The following is a 26,070-nucleotide window of genomic DNA, read 5'->3' on the forward strand; positions in this document are numbered from 1 at the left end:
AGGTGCATAGAATGTTCCTCAAAAGATTAGATGTATCAGGGTTTAAATCTTTTGCAGAAAAAACGTCTGTCGAATTTGTGCCAGGTGTCACCGCAGTAGTCGGACCAAATGGCAGCGGGAAGAGCAATATAACCGATGCTGTCCGCTGGGTGTTAGGTGAGCAATCAGCACGGTCAATCCGCGGTTCGAAGATGGAGGACATTATTTTTGCCGGAAGTGACGACCGCCGCGCATTAAACGTTGCAGATGTGACGATTACACTTGAGAATGAAGACGGCTTTTTGCCTGTCGATTATTCTGAGGTTAGTATTACGCGCCGTGTGTACCGTTCAGGTGAAAGTGAGTTTTTAATTAATAAACAAGCATGCCGCTTGAAAGATATTATTGATTTGTTTATGGACTCTGGCCTCGGTAAAGAATCATTTTCGATTATCGGGCAAGGCAGGGTTGAAGAAATTTTAAGCAGTAAGGCAGAAGACCGCCGCAGTATCTTTGAAGAAGCTGCTGGTGTGTTAAAGTATAAGCTTCGTAAGCGGAAAGCAGAAATGAAGCTTGCTGAAACACAGGAGAACCTTTACCGCGTAGAAGATATTTTACATGAGATCGAAGGGCAGCTTGAGCCGTTAAAAATACAAGCATCGATTGCAAAAGATTACATAGCTAAAAAAGAAGAGCTTGAGCAAATTGAAGCGGCATTAATTGTCCATGAAATTGAAACACTGCATGAAAAATGGCAGGCTAAGCTAAAGGAATTCGAAATAAATAAAGATAAAGAGCTGGAGCTTTCGACACGCTTGCAGAACGGTGAAGCGGCCATGACAAAAATGCGTGATGACATTCAAGCGTTAGATGAATCGATCAATGAACTACAAGAGGTGCTGCTTTCCACAAGTTCGGAACTAGAAAAGCTTGAAGGAAAGAAGCAAGTTCTCCAAGAGCGCAAGAAAAATGCGGAAGCAAATCGAATGCAACTGAAGAAAAAAATCACTGAAGATGAAGCAAAGCTTGAAAAGTATAACGTCGAGCTTTCTGATAAAGGAGAAGACCTCAAGCAACAAAAGCAGCACTTACAGCAGGAAGAAGCGGAGCTTTCTAGACTGCAAAACGAACTTGCGAAGGTCTCAGAAAACATTGAAGAACAAATTGAAGAGCTGAAAAGTGAATACATCGAGTACTTAAATGAGCAAGCATCTTTAAATAATGAACGAACGAATATCGAAAATCAGCTCCAACAGCAGGGCAATAAGAAAACACGGCTCAGCCAAGGCAATGAGCAATATTTAGAGCAACGTAAAACTATTCAGCAGCGCAAAGAAGCGCTTAAGACAAGCCTAAAGAAAAAGCAGGAGCAGCTAACGAGTGAGCAAGAACAATACCAATCACTTCAGCAGAAGCATACTGCATTGCGTGATGAGTATGAGAACAAACAGTCACAGCTTTATAAAGGCTATCAATATGTTCAGCAAACACGTTCACGTAAACAAATGCTTGAAGAAATGCAGGAAGGCTATGCAGGCTTTTTCCAAGGTGTCAAAGAAGTATTAAAAGCGAACCTGCCTGGAATGTGTGGGGCAGTGGCTGAGTTAATTTCAGTTGACAAAGGATACGAAACGGCGCTTGAAACCGCATTAGGCAGCGCGATGCAGCATGTTGTCGTGGAAACGGAAAAGGATGCCCGCACAGCAATTGGGTATTTGAAGAAGAACCGCGGCGGACGTGCCACGTTCTTGCCGCTTTCGGTCATACGCGGGCGACGTATGAATGAAGGGCAAATCAATATGCTAAGACGTTCTGAGGCCTTTGTCGGAATTGCCGCTGAGCTAACAAACTATGAAGCTCGCTATGAAGAAATTGTGTACAGCCTGCTTGGAACAGTTGTAATCGCCAAAGACTTAAGAGGGGCAAATGAGTTAGCTCGTCAGCTTAATCAGCGCTACCGGATTGTGACGCTTGAAGGTGATGTGGTTAACCCAGGCGGCTCAATGACAGGCGGCGCTTCAAAGCAAAAGTCGCCATCTCTTTTAAGCCGCCAACGGGAGCTTGAAACACTCACCGCACAGCTTGCTGAAATGGAACGGAAAACGGAAAAGCTAGAAGCACATGTCCAACAGTTGAAAGACGATAGTAAAGTGAATGAGAAGATGCTCGAAACGAAGCGGGCGAATTTAGAACAGCTTCGATTTGATGAGCAGTCCCTCATGTCAGATATTCGTGAAATTGAGCTTGAAGAGAAAAATGTCAATGAACATTTAACCTTATATGATAGAGAAATGTCTTCCTATAAAGAAGACGAACAAGCGTTAAAGCAAAGACAGACAGCTATCGATAAAAAGCTTGTAAATGTTCGTGCAAGGCTTTCAGCGCTCGAGGAAGAAATTAATACATTAACCGAAAAGAAAAAAGCACAAGAAGCATCAAAGGAAACATTACAGGAGCAAGTAACAGAGCTGAAGGTGCATACAGCAAGAAAGCGTGAAGCACTGCAGGCAGCAAAGCAGGCATATGAGCGCCTGCAAGAAGAGGCAACAGCAACAGCTCAGTCTTTAACAGAAGCGAAAGAAGATATTCAGCTGCTTGATGATGAAATGAATGCAAGCCACTCAGGTGAAAGCAAGCTGTCGGTCGATATTCGACAATCACAGCAGCAAAAGGAAAAAGCACTCCATTTAATTCAAACGAGACGTCAAGAACGTGTTGAATATCAAGGCAAGCTTGAGAACCATGAGCGCGAAATGAAGGAGCTGTCTCGTCAGCACAAAGGGTTTATTGAACAGCTGAAAGATGATGAAGTGAAAATCAACCGTCTAGATGTGGAGCTTGAAAACCGTTTGCAGCACTTAAGTGAAGAGTATGCGCTAACGTTTGAAGCTGCCAAAGCGAAGTACACATTAACGATGGAGGAAGAGCAAGCGCGTAAACAAGTCAAGCTGATTCGAATGTCCATTGATGAGCTCGGAAATGTTAACCTTGGTGCAATTGATGAGTATGAGCGGATTTCAGAACGTTTTACATTTTTACAGGAGCAGCGAGATGACCTTACCGAAGCAAAGACAACACTGTATTCGGTGATTGATGAAATGGATGGTGAAGTGAAGAAGCGCTTTTCGAAATCCTTTAACGCGATTCAAGAGCAGTTTCAACAAGTATTCCGTGAGTTGTTTGGCGGTGGACGAGCGGATTTGCAATTAACTGATCCAAATGATTTACTTAATACTGGAATCGATATTGTCGCACAGCCGCCTGGAAAGAAACTGCAAAATCTTAACCTGCTTTCTGGCGGAGAACGGGCTTTAACAGCGATCGCCTTATTATTTGCCATTTTAAAGGTGCGTCCTGTGCCGTTTTGTGTGCTTGACGAAGTAGAGGCTGCCCTTGATGAAGCGAATGTGATTCGTTTTGCGGCCTATTTAAAGGAATTTAGCCGTGATACCCAATTCATCGTCATCACCCATCGAAAAGGAACGATGGAAAATGCGGATGTGCTCTATGGAGTAACAATGCAGGAGTCAGGTGTATCCAAGCTTGTTTCTGTACGATTAGAAGACTCGAAGCACCTTGTGCAGCAATAATGTGGAAGGATAGGTGAACATGAACTTTTTTAAGAAATTAAAAAACAAAATTACACAAAAGACTGATGATGTAACAGAGAAATTTAAGGATGGATTAACGAAGACGCGTGATACGTTTTCAGGCAAAGTAAACGAACTTGTCTCACGCTACCGTAAAGTCGATGAGGAGTTTTTCGAAGAGCTTGAAGAAATTTTAATTGGGGCAGATGTCGGTGTTAATACCGTAATGGAGCTTATTGATGTGTTAAAGGATGAAGTGAAGCTCCGTAATATTCAAGACCCGCGTGAAGTACAAGAAGTTATTTCTGAAAAGCTCGTTGAAATGTTTCATGTCGATGAAGAGGAAGAGCGCGACTTAAATATCCAAGAAAATGACTTAACAGTCGTCCTGATTGTCGGCGTTAATGGTGTTGGGAAGACAACAACAATCGGAAAAATGGCACATAAGCTTAAGCAGGAAGGCAAATCTGTCCTGCTTGCAGCTGGTGATACATTCCGTGCAGGTGCGATTGACCAGCTTGGCGTATGGGGCGAGCGTGTTGGTGTAGATGTAATCAAGCATAGTGAAGGCTCAGACCCAGCTGCTGTTGTGTTTGATGCTGTCAAAGCTGCTCAATCCCGCAAAGCAGATGTTCTTCTATGCGATACAGCTGGACGCTTGCAAAATAAAGTAAACTTAATGAAAGAACTTGAAAAAGTAAAACGCGTCATTTCACGTGAAATTCCAAATGCTCCACATGAGGTTTTGCTTGTTCTTGATGCAACAACTGGGCAAAATGCGATGAACCAAGCGAAGCAATTCAAGGAAGCAACAGATGTATCAGGCATCGTGCTTACAAAGCTTGACGGTACAGCAAAAGGTGGCATCGTGCTTGCAATTCGCCATGAAATGCAAACCCCAATTAAGTTTGTCGGCCTTGGCGAAGGTGTCGAAGACCTACACGAATTTGACCCAGAGCGCTTCGTATACGGCCTGTTCTCTAATATTATGGATGAACAGGATCGTGACGAGGAAGAAGAATAAACAAGACGAAAAAGCGGCTGGGCCAGAATTTGTTACAGAAAAGATGAACAAGGAAACATAAAATGGATAAGCTGTAGCGTAGTCAACATACGTAGACTCCTGTGGGAACAGCACGAGTCCGAAGGCCCCGCAGGAAAGCGGTCTTTGCTTTCTGAGGAGACTGAGGCCGTGCCCGCGGAAAGCGAAGTATGTTGACGGAGCGGTACTACATTTGTTGCTATATATGATAACCCGGTCAATGAAATGTTCGGGTTTTCATTAGGTGAAATTCTTTTATACCAGACCTCTTTTCATCAAATAAAGGCTGGAAAATTTGTTTTCAGGTAGAAGGTAAAGAAAAAAACTTGACATATGCTTTAGGAATTTGTATTATTGTTCATTGTAAAGGCATTTCACTTAACAAAGGGAGGATGCAGCGATGCTTGAGAAAACAGAACGTATAAATTACTTGTTCGATTTTTATCAATCGCTGTTAACAGAGAAGCAGCGTAACTATATGTCGCTGTATTATTTGGATGATTTCTCTTTGGGTGAAATTGCTGAAGAATTCGAAGTGAGTCGTCAAGCGGTTTATGATAACATAAAACGGACGGAAGCAATGCTCGAACAGTATGAAGAGAAATTGCTTTTATTTAAAAGATTCCAGGAGCGCCAAACAATTGTCGCCAATCTAAAAGAGTTGGCAAAAAAAGAGCCTGTTTCAATAAAGGCGCTTTTGACAGAGATTGAAGCGCTTGAGAATTTAGATTAGGGAGGGCGGCATAAATGGCATTCGAAGGTTTAGCCGACCGACTGCAAAATACGATTCAGAAGATTCGTGGTAAAGGTAAAGTAACCGAAGATGACGTAAAGCAAATGATGCGTGAAGTCCGTCTAGCCCTATTAGAAGCTGACGTTAACTTTAAAGTTGTAAAAGACTTTATTAAACGCGTCAAAGAACGTGCCGTCGGCCCAGGAAGTCATGCAGAGCTTGACACCGGGTCAACAGGTTATTAAAGTCGTGCATGAAGAATTAGCAGCTTTGATGGGCGGCGAACAAAGTAAGATCGCTGTCAGCAACCGTCCGCCGACAGTGATTATGATGGTTGGTCTGCAAGGTGCAGGTAAAACGACGACTACCGGAAAGCTTGCAAACCTCCTTCGCAAAAAGCATAACCGTAAGCCTATGCTAGTGGCAGCAGACGTCTATCGTCCTGCGGCGATTAATCAGCTCGAAACACTTGGGAAGCAGCTTAGTTTACCGGTGTTTTCGTTAGGTGACAAGGTAAGCCCTGTCGAAATTGCAAAGCAAGCAATTGAGAAGGCGAAGGAAGACCATCACGACTATGTCATCATCGATACAGCAGGTCGTTTACATGTTGATGAAAAGCTGATGAATGAACTACAAGAAATCAAGGAAGTGACATCGCCTGATGAAATTTTCCTTGTTGTCGATGCAATGACTGGTCAAGACGCTGTCAATGTAGCTGAGAGTTTCAATGAGCAGCTTGAATTGTCAGGCGTTGTTTTAACGAAGCTTGATGGGGATACGCGCGGTGGTGCAGCATTGTCTGTACGTTCTGTTACGGGAACCCCAATTAAGTTCGTCGGTATGGGCGAAAAGCTCGACCAGCTTGAAGATTTTCATCCAGAGCGGATGGCATCGCGTATTCTCGGCATGGGTGATGTGATGACTCTTATTGAGAAGGCACAGTCCAATGTTGATGAAGAAAAAGCGAAAGAGCTTGAGCAAAAGATGCGCTCGATGTCATTTACGTTTGATGACTTTCTTGAGCAGCTTGAACAAGTGCGTAACATGGGACCACTTGATGAGCTGATTAACATGATTCCCGGTGCAAATAAGATGAAGGGACTGCAAAACGCCCAAGTGGACGAAAAGCAGTTAACCTATGTCGAAGCGATTATTCAGTCAATGACGAAGGAAGAAAAGCAGCATCCGGAAATCATGAATGCAGGCCGCAAAAAGCGGATTGCAAAAGGTTCGGGCACATCCGTTCAGGAAGTGAACCGCCTTTTGAAACAATTTGAAGAAATGAAGAAAATGATGAAGCAGATGACGAATATGCAAAAAGGTAAAAAGAAAAAAGGCGGAATGAAATTTCCGTTTATGTAACGCACTTTTTATCGTGTGTTAAAGATTTTTACTTTACAAACTATGAATCGATCTGCTAATATCTAGACTTGTGTGAAAATTATTCGGAGGTGTATGTAACAATGGCAGTAAAAATTCGTTTAAAACGTATGGGTGCTAACAAAGCTCCTTTCTATCGTGTAGTAGTAGCTGATTCTCGTTCTCCTCGTGACGGACGTTTCATCGAGGAAATCGGAACATATAATCCGCTTAAACAACCAGCAGTTGTGAATATTGATGAAGAAGCGGCTCTTAAATGGCTTAAAGATGGTGCGAAACCTTCTGACACAGTACGCAACCTTTTCTCAAACGAAGGCATCATGGAGAAATTCCACAACGCAAAGAATAGCAAGTAATACGTGGAGACTCTATGAAAGAGCTGATTGAGACAATCGTACAATCGTTGGTCGATTATCCAGATGAAGTTGTTGTCACGGAAGAAGAGAAAAGTGGGAGCACCACTTTCCACCTCTCCGTGCACAAAGAAGATATGGGCAAAGTAATCGGCAAACAAGGACGAGTTGCCAAAGCAATTCGTACTGTTGTCTACGCCGCTGCATCGGCAGAGCAAAAACGCGTTCACGTTGAAATCGTGGACAAAAGCTAAGTAGCGGAAAAAAGAAAGAAAGGGGGAGGGGTAACCTCTCCCTTTTTATTTCTTTTGGAAAAAGGGCGGAGCTCCACCCCTGGGGTTGTTGCTCTATCGATTAACAGCTTCATATGAAATAAGCGTAGCTCAAGGATAAGAGGATGTTTCGCTCACACCACTTTCATTAAGTTGTAAGGGAGCAAATTCGCGGGAGTGGAAAAAGGGCGGAGCTCCACGCAAAAAGGCTAGTGCTCTATCGATTAACAGCTTCATATGAAACAAGCGTTAGCTCAAGGATAAGAGGATGTTTCGCTCACACCGCTTTCATTAAGTTATCAGGAAGCAAATTCGCGGGAGTGGAAGAAGAGTGGAGCTCCAGACAGAATGCTAGTGTTCATCCACATAAATAAATGTTTCAAAGCTGAACTGCTCCAATGATTCGGACATCTACTTAAACTCCTTATGATAACGGGGTGTATTATGCAAATAATCAAATCCGTTTCGGTTAAACAAATTTTAACGGAAAAGACGAAAAAACAACTTCTTCATCAATTTCAAAAGCAGTGCGAAGAGCATCGCAGAGTTTGTGAGCAGCTTCGCTTTGAGGAGAAGAAATTGTTAAGACAGCATCGTGATAAGCGAGCGGCTGTCAATGAAAAGTTTGCAAACGAAATCAAAAGGCGTGAAGAGAAAGTCAAAGAATTAAGCTTTCAAATCGAACAACTACAAACATTACCTCTTGGAAGTGAACTAAAAGAAAGAGATGTGCAAACATTAGTAGACGTAGAGGTCGGAGCTGATTGGCAGCAGTTAATGAATGATGAAGTGATTGTCATCAAGGACGGCATTGTTCATGAAATTCGGCAGGCAGGAGGGCAGAAGAATGACTGATTGGTTAAAAGTTGGTAAAATCGTTAACACACATGGAATTAGAGGGGAAATTCGCGTTATCTCTACGACAGATTTCCCACAAGAGCGTTACCAAGTTGGAAACACACTATCATTAGAACATCCAGAATTGAAAGAACGTCTCCCATTAACGGTCTCCTCTCATCGTCGGCATAAAAACTTTGATTTATTAAAGTTTGAAGGCTACGAAAATGTAAATGATGTAGAAGGGTTTAAAGGCGGCGTTTTAAAAGTATCAAAAGAAGAGCTAAAAGAGCTGGATGAGAACGAGTTCTACTATCATGAAATTATCGGCTGTACTGTTGTGACTGAGGAAGGTGAAGAAATCGGCACCATTAAAGAAATTATTTCTCCAGGCGCAAATGATGTATGGGTAGTCAAAAGAAAAAGCCAAAAAGACTTATTGCTTCCATACATTGAAGATGTCGTGAAAAATGTTGACATCGACAAGCAGCTTGTGACGGTGCATTTGATGGAAGGGCTTGAATAACAATGAAAATCGATGTATTAACGTTATTTCCTGACATGTTTAGCGGCGTGTTTGGACAGTCGATTTTACATAAAGCGCAGGAAAAAGGCGCTGTCACATATCGGACAGTGAACTTTCGAGATTACACGACTAACAAGCATCAAAAAGTGGATGATTACCCGTATGGTGGGGGAGCAGGGATGGTGCTGACTCCTCAGCCGATGTTTGATGCTGTAGAAGACTTAACGAAAGGTGCAGAAGCAAAACCTCGTGTTGTGCTTATGTGTCCACAAGGTGAGCGTTATACCCAGAAGAAAGCAGAAGAACTAGCTAAGGAAGAGCACCTTATCTTTATTTGCGGTCATTATGAAGGCTATGATGAACGAATTCGGGAGCACCTTGTAACAGATGAAATTTCAATTGGTGATTACGTGCTAACAGGCGGTGAACTTGCGTCAATGGTTATTATTGATAGCGTCGTGCGCCTGTTGCCTGATGTACTAGGAAACGAAGTCTCACATCAAGATGATTCATATAGTTCAGGGTTGTTAGAACACCCTCAATATACGCGCCCTGCAGACTTTCGTGGGATGACTGTCCCGCAAGTTTTAATGTCAGGCAATCATGCAAAGATTAATGAGTGGCGACGCCAGCAATCCTTGAAAAGAACCTTTAATCGCAGGCCTGATCTATTGCAGGAGGCAGAACTTACCGAAGCTGATCGTTTATACGTTGAACGATTGAAAAAACAGCAGTAAACGTCTTGCATGACTTTTCTAGATATGCTATGATTAGGCTTGTGCTTAAGTGAAACGCACTTGAGCAATGAAAACGATGTTCCGCTGCAATGATCGAAAAAGCATTGACAAGAACATTTGTTGGAAGGAGTTGAAAACGATGCAAAAATTAATGGAAGAAATTACAAAAGACCAATTAAAGTCTGATTTACCTGCGTTCCGCCCAGGTGATACAGTACGTGTTCACGTAAATATCGTTGAGGGTACTCGCGAACGTATTCAGGTTTTCGAAGGCGTTGTAATTAAGCGTCGTGGTGGCGGCATTAGCGAAACTTTTACAGTACGTAAAGTTTCTTATGGTGTAGGCGTAGAGCGTACATTCCCAGTGCACTCACCGAAAGTTGCGAAGCTTGAAGTTATCCGTCGCGGTAAAGTACGTCGCGCGAAACTTTACTACCTACGTAACCTACGTGGTAAAGCTGCACGTATCAAAGAAATCCGATAATGTTCAAAAAGGAGCTTGTAAATCCATACAAGCTCCTTTTTCAAATCAAAAAAATAGAGAACGACTTCGTTAACATGCTATAATGTTTAAGGAATTGAATCTATGTACAAGGCAGCAAGCAAACCTTTAATTTTGGAGGATTATGCATGTCCCGAACAAAAAGTGAAACATGGGAATGGGTAAAGGCTTTAGTAATTGCAGTCGCATTAGCAGCTATTATTCGTTATTTTTTATTTGCGCCAATCGTTGTTGATGGAGAATCAATGATGCCGACATTAGAAAATCATGACAGAATGATCGTCAATAAGCTCAACTATAACATCGGTGAGCCAGAACGCTTTGATATTGTCGTCTTTGAAGCGACTGAAGAGAAAGACTATATTAAACGTGTTATCGGGCTGCCTGGTGATAAAGTCGAATATAAAGACGATGTCTTATACATAAACGACAAGCCTGTTGAAGAACCATATTTAGATGAGATAAAGAAACAAGTTGACGGAAACTTAACGTATGATTTTACATTAGAAGAGTTAACAGGACATAAAACGGTTCCTGAAGGTGAATTATTTGTACTAGGGGATAATCGCCGGTTCAGCAAGGACAGCCGGATGATCGGCACGATTTCGATGGACCGAATTATTGGTGAAGCACAGATCGTATATTGGCCGTTAAAAGAAATTCGCTTCATGAACTAAATTGCATACTGCAAACAATGGCAGGTGAGTATTGATGACAATCCAATGGTTTCCTGGTCATATGGCGAAGGCTAGAAGACAAGTACAGGAAAAGCTTAAGCTTATTGACCTTGTAATTGAGCTGACAGATGCACGTATCCCGCAGTCTTCTCGTAACCCGATGGTAGATGAAATGGTCGGGCAAAAACCACGTCTTCTCCTATTAAATAAGGCAGACATGGCCGATGAAAAAATCACCTCACAATGGGTCGATTATTATCGTGAACAAGGTATTCATGCATTGCCGGTCAATGCTTTAAAGGATAAAGGCAAGCAGCACATTATTGATGCTTGTCAAGAAATGATGAAGGAAAAGCATGAACGATTGAAAGCAAAAGGAATCAAAAACCCTCGTGCGATTCGCGCGCTTATTCTTGGTATTCCAAATGTCGGAAAATCGACGTTGATTAATCGTTTAGCAAGTAAAAACATTGCGAAAACAGGTGATAAGCCGGGCGTTACGAAAGCGCAGCAATGGATTAAAGTTGGAAAGTCACTTGAGCTGCTCGACACGCCAGGGATTCTTTGGCCGAAATTTGAAGACCAAGAAGTTGGGCAGCGTTTAGCAGTAACAGGTGCTATTAAAGATGAACTGCTTGATTTCCAAGAAATTGCGGTTTATGCTCTTCGCTATCTTTCTACACATTATCCTGAAAAACTAAAAGACCGTTTTTCACTAGATGAAATTCCTGAGGATATCGTCTTGTTATTTGATGAAATTGGGAAGAAGCGAGGCTGCTTAATGAGCGGTGGCATCGTCGATTACGATAAAACGGCTGAGATTATATTGCGTGATATCCGCTCTTGCAAAATTGGAAACTTAAGCTTCGAACAACCATATGAATAAACACGAAAGGCACGCGATGTAAGGTTGCGTGCCTTTAATTTTGATCCTGTTAACCGATATTAATACTACATAAAAGGAATGAGCAACAGTGAAACCATTAACGATAAAAGAAATTGAGCAAAAGCTTTTTAACGAGGGAGTAACGGCCGAAGAGCTTGAGACATTTCAACTCGATAAACGAAAGGGTGTCCAGCGTCTGCTCGCACGAAAGGCGAAGCATGATGAAGAGGCACAACGGCTAAGAGCCCAGTATGAGCAAATGCTAAAGCATGAAGTGGAATGCCGAAATCTTGGCCACCGTTTGATTGCAGGCATTGATGAGGTCGGTAGAGGCCCGTTAGCTGGTCCTGTAACAGCCGCAGCCGTTATTTTAGGGGAAGATACCTATATAGCGGGTTTGAATGATTCAAAGGCTCTCAGTGAGTCAAAACGTGAAGCACTCTATGAGGAAATTTTAGAAAAAGCCGTTGCGGTCAGCGTCGAGACTGTTAGTGCGGAACAAATTGATGAGCTGAATATCTATCAAGCTGCCAAACTTGCGATGAAGCAAGCAGTCGTATCACTTCAGAAAGAGCCTCATTACCTGCTTGTAGATGCGATGGAAATCCCGCTTCCGATCCCGCAGCGTTCGATTATTAAAGGAGACGCAAACAGTGTGTCGATTGCGGCCGCCTCAATTGTTGCGAAAGTGACGCGAGACCGCTATATGAAAAAGCTAGCAGAGGAGTACCCTGACTATCATTTTGACCGTCATATGGGTTATGGAACGAAGGCGCATTTAGAAGCATTAGAACGATACGGCATCACAAGAGAGCACCGCCGCTCCTTTTCACCTGTTCGAAAATATTGTCAGTAAGCCGCTAGTTTTAGCGCAAAAGGGGAACGAAAACGATGAATGTTAATATTCTGCAATCATTAATGAAAGCTGAACAGCCCCAACAAAATAGCACACGTTCATTTAAAGCTGGGCAAGTTGTACAAGGGGAAAATTGTCAAATTCTATCCGAATCAAAATGCTCTCGTGCAAATTGGTGCGATGAAGGTACATGCTAAGCTCGAAGCTGCCTTAGAAGCGGACCGCCGCTATTGGTTTCAAGTGCAGCCAAATGACAAAATGCTAGAGTTAAAAGTGTTTGATGAGCCGATTTCCCAACGAGGGGGTGCAGTGAAAGGCGACCAAGCTGCTCAGGCGCTATTAAAGCAATTCAACCTTCCTGCTTCAAAGCAAAATACAGCGCTGGTTCAACATTTCTTAAAAGAAGGTCTGCCGTTTACGAAAGAAAACCTCCAACTATCAAGTGAGTGGTTAAAAGGAGCTGCCGATACGCAAAAGGCACTTGCTTCGATTCAAACGATGCTTGAAAAAAATCTTCCGTTTACAAAGGGTGTATTTGACAGCATACAAGCACTATCAAGCAAACAGTCTTTCTCAGAGGAAGTAAAAGCGTTCATGCAGCAATTAAATCAACTCGGAAGCAATCATAAAACCGTCCAAAGCCTGCAGCAACAATTAACACAAGTGCTTGGCCAGGGTAGTGGAAAAGTAGACGGTAATGACGTCCTCCTGCAATTAGTCAAACTTCTAGGGAGTGGAACAGAGCAAGAGACTCAAGCGGTTCAATCACTTTTAACAAAAATGGGTGCCTCTTTAGGTAAAGGAACAGAGCCGTTCCCGCAGCAGCTTGTCCAAGCACTGCAAAAGGTTGTGAAGCCGTCTGTTGCCTTAGCCAATCAGCCTAATGTAAAAGCTGTGCTTACTGAGTTAATCAACACGGTTCAGCAGTCAAACGCAACTGTCAAACAACAAGCTGTCGAGCAATTGTTGCAAGTTCTTTTTCCAAAAGGAACGACAGGCAGCGACCAGTTGTCACGTCTTATGAGCGAACTAACACAAAAGCCGTTACAAAATGATGAAGCCAATCTACTGCAGCAATTAAGCATAAAGCCAACGAAAGAAACACGAGCACTAGAGCTGATAAAAACATGGAGCACAAGCACAGCACCTAATAGCCCAGCACATCAATTGCTGCAACGAAGCGGGATTTTACCACAAAATATGTCGCGGCAGGAGGCTCTTAACCTCCTTCAACAGCAGCTTGGGCGCTCACTAAATGAAAACCCAGCCCTTAAGCATGCACTTGGCAACCCTGATCTGAAAAGCACCTCGACACCGCAAGCTTTTATCCAGCAAATGATACACGCAATCGAAACAAATGTACCGCAAGCATCCCAGGAGCGTGCGATCAATTTATTGATTGGCACGATGATGAAAGCATTGAATACGGATAAACAGCAGCCGCTCTTATCAACCTTTCTATTAAGCAACAAAGAACTAGAGGTGCTGCAGTCGATGCGACAGCAAGTCAGCGGACAAATGGCTCAATCGTTTGATACAGGCAATGATACGGCAAAAGCATTTAAACAAATTTTAAATTTATTTGGCTTCAATCATGAAAACATGCTTGTGCGTCAAGGTGAGAATCTGTCATCACAAGACCAGATGAACAATATTAAATCGTTACTTATGAGAATGGCACAAGAAAATCTTTCACCACAAATGCAGGAACGTGTGGAACATTTATTGCAGCGTATTACAGGACAACAGCTCGTCGCTTCTGAACAAAATGGACCGATGCAGCAGTTAATGATGCATATCCCCCTTACGTTAGGAAATCATATGACTGATTTAAATATTCAATGGAGCGGGAAGAAACAACAAAATGGACAAATCGACCCGAATTACTGTCGTGTCTTGTTTTATTTAGATCTGGAGTCATTGAAAGAAACGGTCATTGATGTAAATATACAAAATCGAATCATGAATATTCATGTGTACAATGACACACCCGAGCTTGGGCAAATGGCAAAAGCGATGCAGCCTTTGCTGAAAGAAAACCTTGAAAAACATAACTACAATCTATCAAGCCTGAAAATTACGGAACCATCCGCAATGGAACAGCAAAAGACTGATTCAGCTGCATCACTTCAGCAGCAGAGTCGACAGTTTCAAAACCAGTCTTATACAGGAGTGGATTTTAGAGTATGAAGGAGCAATATGAAAAGCGGAAGCAAGCAGTTGCCCTCTCGTATAATGAAGACAAAGACCAAGCACCAAAAATGGTAGCAAAAGGAAAAGGTGACACGGCTGAAAATATTATTCAACTTGCAAATAAACACAACATTCCGATCCAAGAAGATCCATCAATGGTAGAAATTCTCGGTAAATTAGACATCAATGAGTCAATTCCAGAGGAACTTTACCAAGCAGTCGCTGAAATTTTTGCATTTGTTTATCGGCTAGATCAACGGACAAAAATGAAAAGCTAAACCGCCTTGCACCCTTGATGTATGGCGGTTTTTTCATTTTTAAAACATTTACAACAATTTTCGATATATTTATAATTTTGTTAAAGGATTTCTTGGATTTTCACAGAAATCTAGACATCGTGCAACTTATTTCTTACAATGAATAAAGTAAGTGCATGGCATATACATACGATAGGAGGATGGAGAATGAATATCCATGAGTATCAAGGAAAAGAAATCCTCAGAAAATATGGGGTAGCAGTACCGAATGGTAAAGTTGCATTTTCTGTGGATGAAGCGGTAGAAGCCGCGAAAGAACTTGGCACGGAAGTAACAGTTGTCAAAGCACAAATCCATGCAGGTGGACGCGGTAAAGCTGGGGGAGTTAAAGTCGCGAAAAACCTGGATGACGTGAAAGCGTATGCAGATGAAATTCTTGGCAAGACGCTTGTTACACACCAAACTGGTCCAGAAGGTAAAGAAGTAAAACGTTTACTAATTGAAGAGGGCTGCGACATTCAAAGCGAGTACTATGTTGGTCTTGTATTAGATCGCGCAACTTCTCAGATCGTTATGATGGCATCTGAAGAAGGCGGTACTGAAATTGAAGAAGTAGCAGAAAAAACACCTGAAAAAATCTTTAAAGAGTATATTGATCCAGCAGTTGGCTTGCAAGGTTATCAAGCTCGCCGTCTAGCGTTCAATATCAACATTCCACAAAAACTAGTGGGTCAAGCTGTTAAGTTCATGCTTGGACTATACAAAGCATTTGAAGAGAAAGATTGCTCAATTGCTGAAATCAACCCGCTTGTTACAACAGGTGATGGCAAAGTAATGGCGCTTGATGCAAAGCTAAACTTTGATTCAAATGCGCTTTATCGTCAAAAAGACATTCTAGAATATCGTGATCTTGACGAAGAAGATACAAAAGAAATTGAAGCATCTAAATATGACTTAAGCTATATCGCACTTGATGGTAACATCGGCTGCATGGTTAACGGTGCAGGTCTTGCGATGGCAACAATGGATATTATCAAGCACTACGGCGGCGATCCGGCTAACTTCCTTGACGTAGGGGGCGGTGCGACTGCTGAGAAAGTTACTGAAGCGTTCAAAATCATCCTTTCTGATGAAAACGTAAAAGGAATTTTCGTAAACATTTTCGGCGGTATCATGAAGTGTGACGTTATCGCAGAAGGTGTCGTTGAAGCGACAAAACAAGTTGGCCTAGAGCTTCCACTTGTTGTACGTCTAGAAGGTACCAACGTCGAAAAAGGTAAGGAAATCCTTAACAAATCAGGTTTGAATATCACTGCAGCAGAATCTATGGCAGACGGTGCAGAAAAAATCGTATCTCTAGTAAAATAGAAAGGCGGGTTAGCTAATGAGCGTGTTCATTAATAAAGATACTAAAGTTATCGTGCAAGGAATCACAGGTTCTACAGCGCGTTTCCATACACAACAAATGCTTGAGTATGGCACGAAAATTGTTGGAGGCGTAACGCCAGGTAAAGGTGGAGAAGAAGTAGAAGGAGTACCAGTATTCGACACAGTGTCTGAAGCTGTCGAAAAAACAGGTGCTAATGCTTCTGTAATCTATGTTCCGCCTGCATTCGCAGCAGATGCGATCATGGAAGCGGTTGACGCTGAAATGGATCTTGCAATTTGTATCACAGAAGGTATTCCAGTAAATGATATGATTAAAGTTAAGCGTTTCATGGAAGGCAAGAAAACACGTCTTGTCGGACCGAACTGCCCAGGTGTTATTACGCCTGAAGAATGTAAGATTGGTATCATGCCTGGTTACATTCATAAGAAAGGTCATGTTGGCGTTGTTTCACGTTCTGGAACGCTTACATATGAAGCTGTACATCAATTATCAGAAGCAGGTATCGGTCAGTCTACGGCTGTTGGTATCGGTGGCGACCCTGTTAATGGTACAAACTTCATCGACTCTCTTAAAGCGTTTAACGAAGACGATGATACGTATGCAGTTATCATGATTGGTGAGATCGGCGGTACAGCAGAAGAAGAAGCTGCTGAGTGGATCAAAGCAAACATGACAAAACCAGTTGTAGGCTTCATCGGTGGACAAACAGCTCCTCCAGGAAAGCGTATGGGTCATGCTGGTGCGATCATCTCTGGTGGTAAAGGTACTGCAGATGAAAAGATCCGTGTTATGAACGAATGCGGTATTAAAGTTGCAGATACACCAGCGGTAATCGGTGAAACGTTAATCTCTGTTATTAAAGAAAAAGGCATTTACGAGAAGTGTAAAACACACTAAGTGTTTAGAGGAAGGCCTCCAATTGTGGAGGTCTTCTTCACTATATTTTAAAAAGTAGATTATTTGTTAAGGAGTGAGCATGCTGAATATTCGTGAAAGGTTAATTTATTTGCACAGCTGTCAAGGCGTTTATTGGCGCACATTACACCGGTTTTTGGAGTATGATCCAACGCTAAAGGAAATAGAAAATCTACAAGAGTCAACCCTCATTCATCACTTCCACATGAACCCTACGCAAGCCCGCACATTTCTATCTTCTTTCCATTCTGGGAACCCTCATCAATTAATGTCCACCTACAGTAGACACGACATTCAAATTCTTACAATCTTCGACGATGATTATCCGCCGCTGTTAAAACAAATTTATGACACACCTTGGGTTTTATATATGAAAGGAAATCGCACTATTATTGCAAATTCGAAGCTTTTTAGTGTTGTCGGAACACGAAAGCCAACCTCGAATGGTGTCGAATCTCTCAAGAAAGTACTTCCTTCATTAATCGAAAACGGCTACTCCATTGTGAGTGGATTAGCATATGGAATCGACACAACTGCCCATTATTTAACACATCAATTAGGTGGAAAAACAGTGGCTGTGTTAGGGTCAGGTTTTTTTCATATTTACCCGAAAAAACATCTTTCTTTTGCAGAAACACTTGCCAAAGAGCATATCCTTCTGTCAGAATATCCACCATACACACAACCACGTCGTTGGCACTTTCCAGCTCGAAATCGAATTATTAGTGGCTTGTCACGAGGGCTGCTTGTTGTCGAGGCGAAAAAACGAAGCGGCTCACTTATTACAGCAGACCAAGCACTTGAACAAGGACGAGAAGTATTTGCAGTTCCTGGTTCGATTTTAGAGCCGAATGCTGAAGGGACAAATCATCTTATTCAACAAGGGGCAAAGCTTGTTCACCATTCTGAAGACATATTATCCGAATTACCAGAATAATCACATAATAGGCGGCTCAAAATATGCAAAATACGTCCTAAAAGCAAAAAAATATAAGAATGTAGTTTGACAAATGGTGAAAAAGTATTTAATAATAGTGAAGATTTTACTTTACCTCTTTGGGGGGACTTTTGATTATGGCAGATTATCTCGTTATCGTTGAATCACCAGCAAAAGCAAAAACAATTGAACGATATCTAGGAAAGAAGTACAAAGTGAAAGCTTCCATGGGGCATGTTCGTGATTTGCCCAAGAGTCAAATGGGAGTGGACGTAGAAAATGAGTATGAACCAAAATATATTACAATCCGGGGCAAAGGGCCTGTCTTAAAAGAATTAAAAACAGCTGCAAAAAAAGCAAAAAAGATCTTTCTCGCAGCCGACCCCGACCGTGAAGGGGAAGCAATTGCTTGGCATTTAGCACATAGCTTAAATATAGATGACCAGTCAGATTGCCGGGTCGTATTTAATGAAATTACAAAGGATGCCATTAAGGAATCCTTTAAGCATCCACGTGCGATAAATATGAATCTTGTTGATGCGCAGCAAGCAAGAAGAATTCTTGATAGACTTGTCGGTTATAATATCAGCCCCATTCTATGGAAGAAAGTCAAAAAGGGCTTAAGTGCTGGGCGTGTTCAATCAGTCGCACTTCGCTTAATTATTGACAGAGAAAAAGAAATCAAACAATTCGAACCAGAAGAATATTGGACAATTAAATCGCTATTCGATAAAGACGGTGACCAATTCGAAGCAAGCTTCTACGGCATCGATGGGAAAAAGCTTGATCTTAAAACAAAAGAAGATGTGGACAAGGTATTAAATAAACTTAAAGGCGACGACTTCGACATTGAGAAAGTTAAGAAAAAAGATCGAAAACGTAATCCTGCGCCACCGTTTACTACATCCTCTCTGCAACAGGAAGCAGCTCGTAAATTAAACTTCCGAGCAAAGAAAACGATGATGCTTGCACAGCAGCTTTACGAAGGGATCGACCTTGGTGGAAAAGATGGCACAGTCGGTTTAATAACGTACATGCGTACCGACTCGACACGTATTTCGAATACAGCCCAAGAAGAAGTGAAAGGGTATATCGAAGAGAAATACGGAAAAGAATACGCACAAACACGTAAGCAAAGCGGCAAGAAAAATTCAAATGCGCAAGATGCCCATGAGGCGATTCGTCCGACAGCGACTTTGCGTACACCTGATACATTGAAAGGCGTCCTTAAGCGGGATCAACTACGATTATATCGGTTGATTTGGGAACGTTTTGTTGCAAGTCAAATGACCGCAGCTGTGATGGATACGATGACAGTTGATTTAGTAAACGAAGGCGTTTTCTTCCGGGCGACAGGTTCGAAAATTAAGTTTCCTGGCTTTATGAAAGTGTATATCGAAGGAAACGATGACAACAAAAAGGAAGAAGAGAAGATGCTTCCAAATCTTGAAGAAGGAATGAGTGTAACGTCAAAAGAGCTCGACCCGAAGCAGCATTTCACTCAACCTCCTCCGCGTTATACAGAAGCCCGTCTTGTGAAAACGCTTGAAGAACTCGGCATCGGTCGGCCTTCAACCTATGCACCGACACTCGATACAATTCAGCGCCGTAATTACGTTACGCTTGATAACAAACGTTTCCTACCGACAGAATTAGGCGAAATTGTCCTGGAGCTTGTCGTGGAATTCTTCCCTGAGATTATCGACGTTGATTTCACAGTGAAAATGGAAAGAGACCTGGACGAGATTGAAGAAGGCAAAGAAAATTGGGTGAAAATTATCGACAGCTTCTATCAAGACTTTGAGAAGCGCGTTGATGTAGCGGATAAAGAAATGCAGGAAGTTGAAATAAAAGATGAGCCTGCTGGTGAAGATTGTGAAAAATGCGGGCATGAAATGGTTTATAAAATGGGCCGCTATGGTAAATTCATGGCTTGCTCGAACTTTCCTGAATGCCGAAATACAAAAGCAATTGTGAAAGAAATCGGCGTGAAATGTCCGAAGTGTGAAGAAGGAAACATTGTAGAGCGCAAAAGTAAGAAGAAGCGTATCTTCTACGGCTGTGACCGCTACCCGGAATGTGACTTCTTATCATGGGATAAGCCGCTTGCAAGAAATTGCCCGAAATGTAATGAATACCTTGTTGAGAAAAAGACGAAAAAAGGCAGTCAAGTTCAATGCAGCAGTTGTGATTACAAAGAAGAATTACAAACGTAGTGCAGAGGGAGTACGGTCACAAACACCGTGTTCCCTTTTTCATTTATTGGAGTTAACAAAATATTCATCTTTAAAATCGCTCATTTTACTTGCCCATTGGTATACTTTTTGGTACGATACTCTCCGTTCAAGTTTTTTGTTTGGCCAAGGGAATGTCGGCAGAAAGCTTCATTTACAATGCAAGAGATGAAATGATGATGGAAAAGCAAGCTGATAGCTTGCTTTTTGATATGAGGGAACACTTTTAGATAGAGGAGAAGGGGGAGAGAGGATGAGTGAACACACGGTTAATGTGATTGGTGCCGGGCTTGCGGGAAGTGAGGCGGCATGGCAAATTGCAAAGCGCGGTTTGAAAGTTAATTTGTATGAAATGCGTCCTGTCCGCCAAACACCTGCACACCATACTGATAAATTTGCTGAGCTAGTTTGCAGTAATTCACTGCGTGCGAATGCACTTTCAAATGCAGTAGGTGTATTAAAGGAAGAAATGCGGAATCTTGATTCTGTCATTGTCTCATCTGCGGATGATTGCCAGGTTCCGGCTGGAGGAGCACTTGCAGTTGACCGCCATGAATTTGCGGCGAGAGTAACAGAACGTGTGAAAGAACACCCGAATGTAACGGTTTATCACGAGGAAATTCAAGAAATTCCTGAGGGGATTACTGTCATTGCAACAGGGCCGCTTACATCAGAAGCACTTTCTGAGAACTTAAAGCGCTTAACAGGTGAATACCTTTACTTCTATGATGCGGCAGCACCGATTATTGAGAAAGACAGCATCGACATGGAGAAGGCTTATTTTAAGTCTCGTTATGATAAAGGTGAAGCTGCCTATATCAATTGTCCGATGAATGAAGATGAATTTGACCGATTTTATGAAGCATTAATTTCAGCTGAAACGGTTCCGCTTAAGGAATTTGAGAAAGAGGTTTTCTTTGAAGGGTGTATGCCAATTGAAGTGATGGCTTCTCGAGGTAAGAAAACAATGCTGTTTGGCCCGATGAAACCTGTTGGCCTTGAAGACCCCCGTACAGGGAAGCGCCCATACGCGGTTGTTCAGCTTCGTCAAGATGATGGAGCAGGAACCCTATATAATATAGTAGGTTTTCAAACACACCTTAAGTGGGGGCCGCAGAAAGAGGTTGTACGGTTAATCCCTGGACTTGAAAATGCTGAAATTGTCCGCTATGGTGTCATGCACCGAAATACTTTTATTAATTCACCGAATTTGTTGAAGCCAACATATCAGTACAAAGACCGTGAAAACTTATTCTTTGCTGGTCAAATGACAGGTGTAGAAGGTTATGTGGAATCAGCTGCCTCAGGTTTGATTGCTGGTATTAATGCAGCGAGAATTGCGCAAGGACAAGAAGCAGTTGTAGTTCCGAAAGAAACGGCAATTGGAAGCATGGCGCGTTATATTACAGAAGCAAATTCGAAAAACTTCCAGCCGATGAACGCGAACTTTGGTTTATTCCCTTCACTAGAAGAGAAAATTCGGAATAAAAAAGAACGTAATGAAGCATACGCTAAGCGAGCGCTAGAAACAATTCAGAATTTTGCCAAAAATATTTAAAAATCCATTGCGTTCGGTGTGCAGTTTGTGATACCATTTAGTAGCCCTTAAAGAGGTGAATACAGTGGAAACCATTGATGAACAAATCCGCTCGTTCTTAGAATACTTACAAATTGAGAAAAACTGTTCGCCGTACACGCTGGAGCATTATGAAATAGACATGAACGATTTTGTTCGCTTTATGAAGCAGCAGGAACTTCTGAGTTTTGCTGCTGTTTCCTATGTCTCCGTCCGTTTATATTATACTGAATTGTATGAAAGAGAGTATGCAAGAAAAACGGTTGCTAGAAAAATATCAGCATTAAGAAGTCTTTACCGTTTTTTGCTGCGAGAAGAGAAGGTGCAAGAAAATCCTTTTGTATTCGCATCACTACCAAAAAAACAAAAGGAGCTGCCGAAGTTTCTATATATGAAGGAATTAGAGCAGCTTTTCGACAGTTGTGAGACGACAACTGCTTTAGGTCAACGTGATAAAGCACTTCTAGAATTGTTATATGCGACAGGAATTCGGATTAGTGAATGCTGTGGGTTGAAAGTAAGCGACCTTGACTTTTTCATCGGCACTGTTTTAGTTAGAGGGAAAGGGCGAAAAGAAAGATATGTGCCTTTCGGTGCTTTTGCAGAGCAAGCCCTTACGCATTACATAGATAACGGGAGGCAGCAGCTGATTTCAAGCAGCAAGGACTCACATAACTTTGTGTTTGTCAATTCACGAGGTAAGCCTCTTTCAGAGCAAGGGGTTCGTTATATATTAAATAAGCTTGTTGAGAAAGCAAGCTTAACCGTGAAGATCAGTCCGCATATGCTGCGCCATACCTTTGCCACCCATATGCTGAATGAAGGTGCTGACTTACGCTCTGTTCAAGAGTTATTAGGCCATGCCCATCTTTCTACAACACAAATCTATACCCATGTAACAAAAGAACATTTAAAAAAGATTTATATGAATCATCATCCACGTGCATAATTTGAAATAGTGGAATGTTTTCCTACTAAGGAGGTACGACGTTGGAACAGACTTTTCATGCGACAACAATTTTCGCAATTCAACATAATGGACAGTGTGCAATGGCTGGAGATGGGCAAGTCACGTTTGGAAATGCAGTTGTAATGAAACATTCTGCCCGTAAAGTACGTAGACTCTATCAAGGGAAGGTACTTGCAGGATTTGCTGGTTCTGTAGCAGACGCTTTTACCCTTTATGAAAAATTTGAAGGGCGCCTTGAGGAGTATAATGGAAACCTTAAGCGTGCAGCAGTTGAGCTTGCGAAAGAATGGCGTACTGACAAAGTGCTTCGTAAGCTGGAAGCTATGCTGATTGTCATGAACCAAGAAGATATACTTTTAGTTTCTGGTACAGGTGAAGTCATTGAACCAGATGACGGCATCCTTGCAATTGGTTCTGGCGGCAATTATGCACTTGCAGCAGGCAGAGCGTTGAAGAAGCATGCAGGTGATCATCTAACAGCAAAAGAAATGGCAAAAGCCGCCCTTGAAACTGCTGGAGAAATATGTGTTTATACGAACGACCAAATCATTGTAGAAGAGCTATAATCCGGAGGGAAGCGAATGAAACAATCATTAACTCCTAGAGAAATTGTCGGAAAGCTGGATCAATTTATCGTTGGCCAAAATAATGCAAAGCGGTCTGTAGCAGTAGCGCTGCGTAATCGTTATCGCCGCAGCCTACTTCCAGAAGAGGTACGCGAGGAAATTGTACCGAAGAATATTTTAATGATTGGCCCTACAGGTGTCGGGAAGACTGAAATTGCTCGTCGTCTAGCAAAGCTAGTGAATGCGCCATTTGTAAAGGTTGAAGCGACAAAGTTTACAGAGGTTGGCTATGTCGGTCGTGATGTGGAGTCAATGATTCGAGACCTTGTTGAAACCTCTGTTCGCCTAGTAAAAGAAGAAAAGATGAACAGTGTGAAAGACAAGGCTGAGGAAAATGCCAATAAACGTCTTGTTAAGCTGCTAGCACCAAGCAAACGAAAAAGCAATCCAAATAAAAATCCGTTTGAAATGTTTTTTGGCAATGGCTCTGAACAAAGTGAAGAAGAGTCGACTTCTGAGGAACAAAGTGTGCAAGAGCAGCGAAAGCGAATTGCTCATCAATTAGCACTAGGTGAGTTAGAAGATCGCATTGTAAATGTAGAAGTAGAAGAGCAGCAACAAAATTCAATGTTTGATATGCTGCAAGGCTCTGGTATGGAGCAAATGGGTATGAACATGCAGGATGCATTAAGCAACCTGATGCCTAAGCGGAAAAAACGCAGAAAACTAACGGTAAAAGAAGCGCGGAAAGTTTTAACGCAAGAAGAAGCACAAAAGCTGATTGATATGGACGAAGTTTCTCAAGAAGCCGTTTCAAAAGCTGAACAAACGGGTATTATTTTTATTGATGAAATCGACAAGGTTGCTGGAAAGAATCAGCAACAATCAGCGGACGTATCTCGTGAAGGGGTACAACGAGACATTTTGCCAATTGTGGAAGGTTCAACTGTTACGACAAAATATGGTCCTGTTAAAACAGACCATATTCTCTTTATTGCAGCTGGCGCATTTCATATGGCTAAGCCTTCAGATTTAATTCCAGAACTGCAAGGACGCTTTCCGATTCGGGTAGAGCTTGAGAAACTGACCGTTGAAGATTTTGTGCGTATATTAGTTGAGCCCGACCATGCCATTACAAAACAGTACCAAAGTTTGTTGGAAACAGAAGGAATAAATGTTGAATTTTCTGACGAAGCTATTCATAAGATTGCTTCGATCGCGTATGAAGTAAATCAAGAAACGGATAATATCGGTGCACGCCGTCTTCATACTATTCTTGAACGGTTACTAGAAGAACTATCATTTGAGGCTCCGGATGTCACGCTGGAGACTGTGACGATTACGCCTCAATATGTTGAAGATAAACTAGGGGATATCGCGAAGAATCGTGATTTAAGTCAATTTATTTTGTAAGATAATCTGCAAGAATAAATAAACATCAAGAGAAAATTATTTGCCAGTAGGAGGAACATAAATGAAATTACTAGAGAAAACAAGAAGAATTAACGCAATGCTACAAAAAGCAGCTGGGAAACCAGTAAACTTTAAAGAAATGGCGGAAACGCTTTGCGACGTTATGCAAGCAAATATATTTGTGCTGAGCCGCCGTGGAAAGTTACTTGGTTTTTCAATTAATCAAGAGATTGAAAATGAACGAATGAAAAAAATGTTAACAGACCGCCAATTCCCAGAAGCATATACACAAAACTTATTTAATATCATTGAAACGAGCGCAAACCTTGATATTAATAGTGAGTATACAGCATTTCCGGAAGAGGAAAAAACACTTTTTGAAAAAGGTCTTACGACAATCGTACCGATCAATGGCGGAGGCGAGCGCCTTGGAACACTTATCTTAGCACGTGTTGAACAAGCATTCTCTGATGATGATCTAGTGCTTGCTGAATATGGTTCTACAGTTGTAGGAATGGAAATTTTGCGAGAAAAAGCAGAAGAAATTGAAGAAGAAGCACGCAGCAAAGCGGTTGTTCAAATGGCGATCAGCTCGCTTTCATACAGTGAGCTTGAAGCAATTGAGCATATTTTTGAAGAGCTAAACGGTAACGAAGGTCTTCTTGTCGCGAGTAAAATCGCAGACAGAGTCGGTATTACGCGTTCTGTAATCGTAAATGCCCTTCGTAAGCTTGAAAGTGCTGGTGTCATTGAGTCACGCTCTCTTGGTATGAAAGGCACATATATTAAAGTACTTAATGATAAATTTTTAAATGAACTTTCTAAATTGAAAACAAATTAATTGAAAAACTGCTTAAGCCTGAAGAGAAGGTTTAAGCAGTTTTTTTGTACGATCAAAAAACTTTAAAATTCAATCAATTGTTAAAAAATATGTACAGCACTTTAACGCTTTATAGTACAATGTGTAGGGAAACATAAAATGGAATTTATGGTTTGTTAAGGTTTTATTGGCAGCTGACATTTGTAAGTGAAATTTTCTTTACAATGATTGCCTTGATAAAAACCTTTATGTTATGGTTTAAGTGGGAAAACTATGAAAAGTTTGTCATATATAAGTATTGTTTTCTTCTAAATTATAGTGCTTTTTACCTTTTTGTAAGTAAGTTTCCAGTAGGACATAGACATTGTAATGTGTATACAATAAAATAATGATAGCAATTCATGTATTATCAACTTATAGTTTTTCGAT

Annotated in this window: 24 protein-coding genes and 1 pseudogene; all 25 read left to right on the forward strand. The window is 41.7% G+C overall.

The window, feature by feature from the left end; all coding sequences use genetic code 11:
- Nucleotides 1-11 precede the first annotated feature (11 nt).
- The 25 genes and pseudogenes from smc (at nucleotide 12) to codY (ending at nucleotide 25,662) form a co-directional block, all read left to right on the forward strand.
- Nucleotides 12-3,569, forward strand: coding sequence for a chromosome segregation protein SMC (smc, locus tag LC040_05220; protein ID WLR52310.1), 3,558 nt, complete (start codon nucleotides 12-14; stop codon nucleotides 3,567-3,569).
- 19 nt (nucleotides 3,570-3,588) lie between these two features.
- A complete protein-coding gene (gene ftsY, locus LC040_05225) occupies nucleotides 3,589-4,593 on the forward strand; it encodes a signal recognition particle-docking protein FtsY (protein WLR52311.1) in 1,005 nt (334 codons plus the stop codon).
- Nucleotides 4,594-5,011: 418 nt separating this feature from the next.
- Nucleotides 5,012-5,344, forward strand: a complete 333-nt coding sequence (locus LC040_05230) for a putative DNA-binding protein (GenBank protein ID WLR52312.1) — start codon at nucleotides 5,012-5,014, stop codon at nucleotides 5,342-5,344.
- Between the two features lie 14 nt (nucleotides 5,345-5,358).
- Nucleotides 5,359-6,706, forward strand: a pseudogene (ffh, locus tag LC040_05235) (signal recognition particle protein).
- Between the two features lie 101 nt (nucleotides 6,707-6,807).
- Entirely contained in the window at nucleotides 6,808-7,080 is a 273-nt protein-coding gene (rpsP, locus tag LC040_05240) for a 30S ribosomal protein S16 (protein ID WLR52313.1), read from the forward strand.
- Between the two features lie 14 nt (nucleotides 7,081-7,094).
- Nucleotides 7,095-7,331 carry a KH domain-containing protein gene (locus LC040_05245; GenBank protein ID WLR52314.1) on the forward strand — a complete coding sequence of 79 codons (237 nt, stop codon included), beginning with the start codon at nucleotides 7,095-7,097 and terminating at the stop codon, nucleotides 7,329-7,331.
- 462 nt (nucleotides 7,332-7,793) lie between these two features.
- Nucleotides 7,794-8,204, forward strand: coding sequence for a YlqD family protein (locus tag LC040_05250; protein ID WLR52315.1), 411 nt, complete (start codon nucleotides 7,794-7,796; stop codon nucleotides 8,202-8,204).
- A complete protein-coding gene (rimM, locus tag LC040_05255; protein ID WLR52316.1) occupies nucleotides 8,197-8,712 on the forward strand; it encodes a ribosome maturation factor RimM in 516 nt (171 codons plus the stop codon). The genes LC040_05250 and rimM overlap by 8 nt, the downstream gene beginning before the upstream one ends.
- Before the next feature lie 2 nt (nucleotides 8,713-8,714).
- Nucleotides 8,715-9,449 carry a tRNA (guanosine(37)-N1)-methyltransferase TrmD gene (gene trmD, locus LC040_05260; protein ID WLR52317.1) on the forward strand — a complete coding sequence of 245 codons (735 nt, stop codon included), beginning with the start codon at nucleotides 8,715-8,717 and terminating at the stop codon, nucleotides 9,447-9,449.
- A gap of 139 nt (nucleotides 9,450-9,588) precedes the next feature.
- Nucleotides 9,589-9,933: a 50S ribosomal protein L19 gene (rplS, locus tag LC040_05265; protein ID WLR52318.1), complete on the forward strand. Its 345-nt coding sequence runs from the start codon at nucleotides 9,589-9,591 to the stop codon at nucleotides 9,931-9,933.
- Nucleotides 9,934-10,079: 146 nt separating this feature from the next.
- Nucleotides 10,080-10,628, forward strand: coding sequence for a signal peptidase I (gene lepB / locus LC040_05270; protein ID WLR52319.1), 549 nt, complete (start codon nucleotides 10,080-10,082; stop codon nucleotides 10,626-10,628).
- 34 nt (nucleotides 10,629-10,662) lie between these two features.
- Complete coding sequence (ylqF, locus tag LC040_05275; protein ID WLR52320.1) at nucleotides 10,663-11,514, forward strand: ribosome biogenesis GTPase YlqF; 852 nt, start codon at nucleotides 10,663-10,665, stop codon at nucleotides 11,512-11,514.
- Nucleotides 11,515-11,602: 88 nt separating this feature from the next.
- Nucleotides 11,603-12,370 carry a ribonuclease HII gene (locus tag LC040_05280; GenBank protein WLR52321.1) on the forward strand — a complete coding sequence of 256 codons (768 nt, stop codon included), beginning with the start codon at nucleotides 11,603-11,605 and terminating at the stop codon, nucleotides 12,368-12,370.
- 35 nt (nucleotides 12,371-12,405) lie between these two features.
- Nucleotides 12,406-12,567, forward strand: coding sequence for a hypothetical protein (locus LC040_05285; protein WLR52322.1), 162 nt, complete (start codon nucleotides 12,406-12,408; stop codon nucleotides 12,565-12,567).
- A complete protein-coding gene (locus LC040_05290) occupies nucleotides 12,551-14,560 on the forward strand; it encodes a hypothetical protein (protein WLR52323.1) in 2,010 nt (669 codons plus the stop codon). The genes LC040_05285 and LC040_05290 overlap by 17 nt, the downstream gene beginning before the upstream one ends.
- The gene (locus LC040_05295) at nucleotides 14,557-14,841 is read left to right on the forward strand and encodes a FlhB-like flagellar biosynthesis protein (GenBank protein WLR52324.1); all 285 of its coding nucleotides are present in this window, start codon (nucleotides 14,557-14,559) and stop codon (nucleotides 14,839-14,841) included. Before LC040_05290 ends, LC040_05295 begins: the two co-directional genes overlap by 4 nt.
- A 186-nt stretch (nucleotides 14,842-15,027) precedes the next feature.
- Nucleotides 15,028-16,188, forward strand: a complete 1,161-nt coding sequence (gene sucC, locus LC040_05300) for an ADP-forming succinate--CoA ligase subunit beta (protein ID WLR52325.1) — start codon at nucleotides 15,028-15,030, stop codon at nucleotides 16,186-16,188.
- Nucleotides 16,189-16,204: 16 nt separating this feature from the next.
- Nucleotides 16,205-17,107 (forward strand): succinate--CoA ligase subunit alpha, encoded by a 903-nt coding sequence (gene sucD, locus LC040_05305; GenBank protein ID WLR52326.1) that lies wholly within the window; start codon nucleotides 16,205-16,207, stop codon nucleotides 17,105-17,107.
- Between the two features lie 79 nt (nucleotides 17,108-17,186).
- Entirely contained in the window at nucleotides 17,187-18,062 is an 876-nt protein-coding gene (gene dprA, locus LC040_05310; protein WLR52327.1) for a DNA-processing protein DprA, read from the forward strand.
- 137 nt (nucleotides 18,063-18,199) lie between these two features.
- A complete protein-coding gene (gene topA / locus LC040_05315; protein ID WLR52328.1) occupies nucleotides 18,200-20,278 on the forward strand; it encodes a type I DNA topoisomerase in 2,079 nt (692 codons plus the stop codon).
- Nucleotides 20,279-20,549: 271 nt separating this feature from the next.
- Nucleotides 20,550-21,854: an FADH(2)-oxidizing methylenetetrahydrofolate--tRNA-(uracil(54)-C(5))-methyltransferase TrmFO gene (gene trmFO, locus LC040_05320; GenBank protein ID WLR52329.1), complete on the forward strand. Its 1,305-nt coding sequence runs from the start codon at nucleotides 20,550-20,552 to the stop codon at nucleotides 21,852-21,854.
- A 64-nt stretch (nucleotides 21,855-21,918) separates the two neighbouring features.
- Nucleotides 21,919-22,821: a tyrosine recombinase XerC gene (gene xerC, locus LC040_05325; protein ID WLR52330.1), complete on the forward strand. Its 903-nt coding sequence runs from the start codon at nucleotides 21,919-21,921 to the stop codon at nucleotides 22,819-22,821.
- Between the two features lie 101 nt (nucleotides 22,822-22,922).
- Nucleotides 22,923-23,408, forward strand: coding sequence for an HslU--HslV peptidase proteolytic subunit (gene hslV, locus LC040_05330; protein WLR53199.1), 486 nt, complete (start codon nucleotides 22,923-22,925; stop codon nucleotides 23,406-23,408).
- A 15-nt stretch (nucleotides 23,409-23,423) separates the two neighbouring features.
- Nucleotides 23,424-24,821 carry an HslU--HslV peptidase ATPase subunit gene (gene hslU, locus LC040_05335; GenBank protein ID WLR52331.1) on the forward strand — a complete coding sequence of 466 codons (1,398 nt, stop codon included), beginning with the start codon at nucleotides 23,424-23,426 and terminating at the stop codon, nucleotides 24,819-24,821.
- 61 nt (nucleotides 24,822-24,882) lie between these two features.
- The gene (gene codY, locus LC040_05340; protein WLR52332.1) at nucleotides 24,883-25,662 is read left to right on the forward strand and encodes a GTP-sensing pleiotropic transcriptional regulator CodY; all 780 of its coding nucleotides are present in this window, start codon (nucleotides 24,883-24,885) and stop codon (nucleotides 25,660-25,662) included.
- Nucleotides 25,663-26,070 lie beyond the last annotated feature (408 nt).

It is taken from the genome of Bacillus tianshenii (assembly GCA_020524525.2).
Classification (GTDB): domain Bacteria; phylum Bacillota; class Bacilli; order Bacillales; family Bacillaceae_N; genus Bacillus_AV.

What these genes read in the sequence shown, in the direction of transcription:
- LC040_05250 (WLR52315.1), top strand. Translation starts at nt 7,794, where the DNA reads ATGCAAATAATCAAATCCGTTTCGGTTAAACAAATTTTAACGGAAAAG.
- LC040_05245 (WLR52314.1), top strand. Translation starts at nt 7,095, where the DNA reads ATGAAAGAGCTGATTGAGACAATCGTACAATCGTTGGTCGATTATCCA.
- smc (WLR52310.1), top strand. Translation starts at nt 12, where the DNA reads ATGTTCCTCAAAAGATTAGATGTATCAGGGTTTAAATCTTTTGCAGAA.
- rimM (WLR52316.1), top strand. Translation starts at nt 8,197, where the DNA reads ATGACTGATTGGTTAAAAGTTGGTAAAATCGTTAACACACATGGAATT.
- topA (WLR52328.1), top strand. Translation starts at nt 18,200, where the DNA reads ATGGCAGATTATCTCGTTATCGTTGAATCACCAGCAAAAGCAAAAACA.
- trmFO (WLR52329.1), top strand. Translation starts at nt 20,550, where the DNA reads ATGAGTGAACACACGGTTAATGTGATTGGTGCCGGGCTTGCGGGAAGT.
- ylqF (WLR52320.1), top strand. Translation starts at nt 10,663, where the DNA reads ATGACAATCCAATGGTTTCCTGGTCATATGGCGAAGGCTAGAAGACAA.
- LC040_05285 (WLR52322.1), top strand. Translation starts at nt 12,406, where the DNA reads ATGAATGTTAATATTCTGCAATCATTAATGAAAGCTGAACAGCCCCAA.
- trmD (WLR52317.1), top strand. Translation starts at nt 8,715, where the DNA reads ATGAAAATCGATGTATTAACGTTATTTCCTGACATGTTTAGCGGCGTG.
- lepB (WLR52319.1), top strand. Translation starts at nt 10,080, where the DNA reads ATGTCCCGAACAAAAAGTGAAACATGGGAATGGGTAAAGGCTTTAGTA.
- ftsY (WLR52311.1), top strand. Translation starts at nt 3,589, where the DNA reads ATGAACTTTTTTAAGAAATTAAAAAACAAAATTACACAAAAGACTGAT.
- hslV (WLR53199.1), top strand. Translation starts at nt 22,923, where the DNA reads ATGGCTGGAGATGGGCAAGTCACGTTTGGAAATGCAGTTGTAATGAAA.
- LC040_05295 (WLR52324.1), top strand. Translation starts at nt 14,557, where the DNA reads ATGAAGGAGCAATATGAAAAGCGGAAGCAAGCAGTTGCCCTCTCGTAT.
- rplS (WLR52318.1), top strand. Translation starts at nt 9,589, where the DNA reads ATGCAAAAATTAATGGAAGAAATTACAAAAGACCAATTAAAGTCTGAT.
- sucC (WLR52325.1), top strand. Translation starts at nt 15,028, where the DNA reads ATGAATATCCATGAGTATCAAGGAAAAGAAATCCTCAGAAAATATGGG.
- sucD (WLR52326.1), top strand. Translation starts at nt 16,205, where the DNA reads ATGAGCGTGTTCATTAATAAAGATACTAAAGTTATCGTGCAAGGAATC.
- LC040_05230 (WLR52312.1), top strand. Translation starts at nt 5,012, where the DNA reads ATGCTTGAGAAAACAGAACGTATAAATTACTTGTTCGATTTTTATCAA.
- LC040_05290 (WLR52323.1), top strand. Translation starts at nt 12,551, where the DNA reads ATGAAGGTACATGCTAAGCTCGAAGCTGCCTTAGAAGCGGACCGCCGC.
- rpsP (WLR52313.1), top strand. Translation starts at nt 6,808, where the DNA reads ATGGCAGTAAAAATTCGTTTAAAACGTATGGGTGCTAACAAAGCTCCT.
- dprA (WLR52327.1), top strand. Translation starts at nt 17,187, where the DNA reads ATGCTGAATATTCGTGAAAGGTTAATTTATTTGCACAGCTGTCAAGGC.
- hslU (WLR52331.1), top strand. Translation starts at nt 23,424, where the DNA reads ATGAAACAATCATTAACTCCTAGAGAAATTGTCGGAAAGCTGGATCAA.
- codY (WLR52332.1), top strand. Translation starts at nt 24,883, where the DNA reads ATGAAATTACTAGAGAAAACAAGAAGAATTAACGCAATGCTACAAAAA.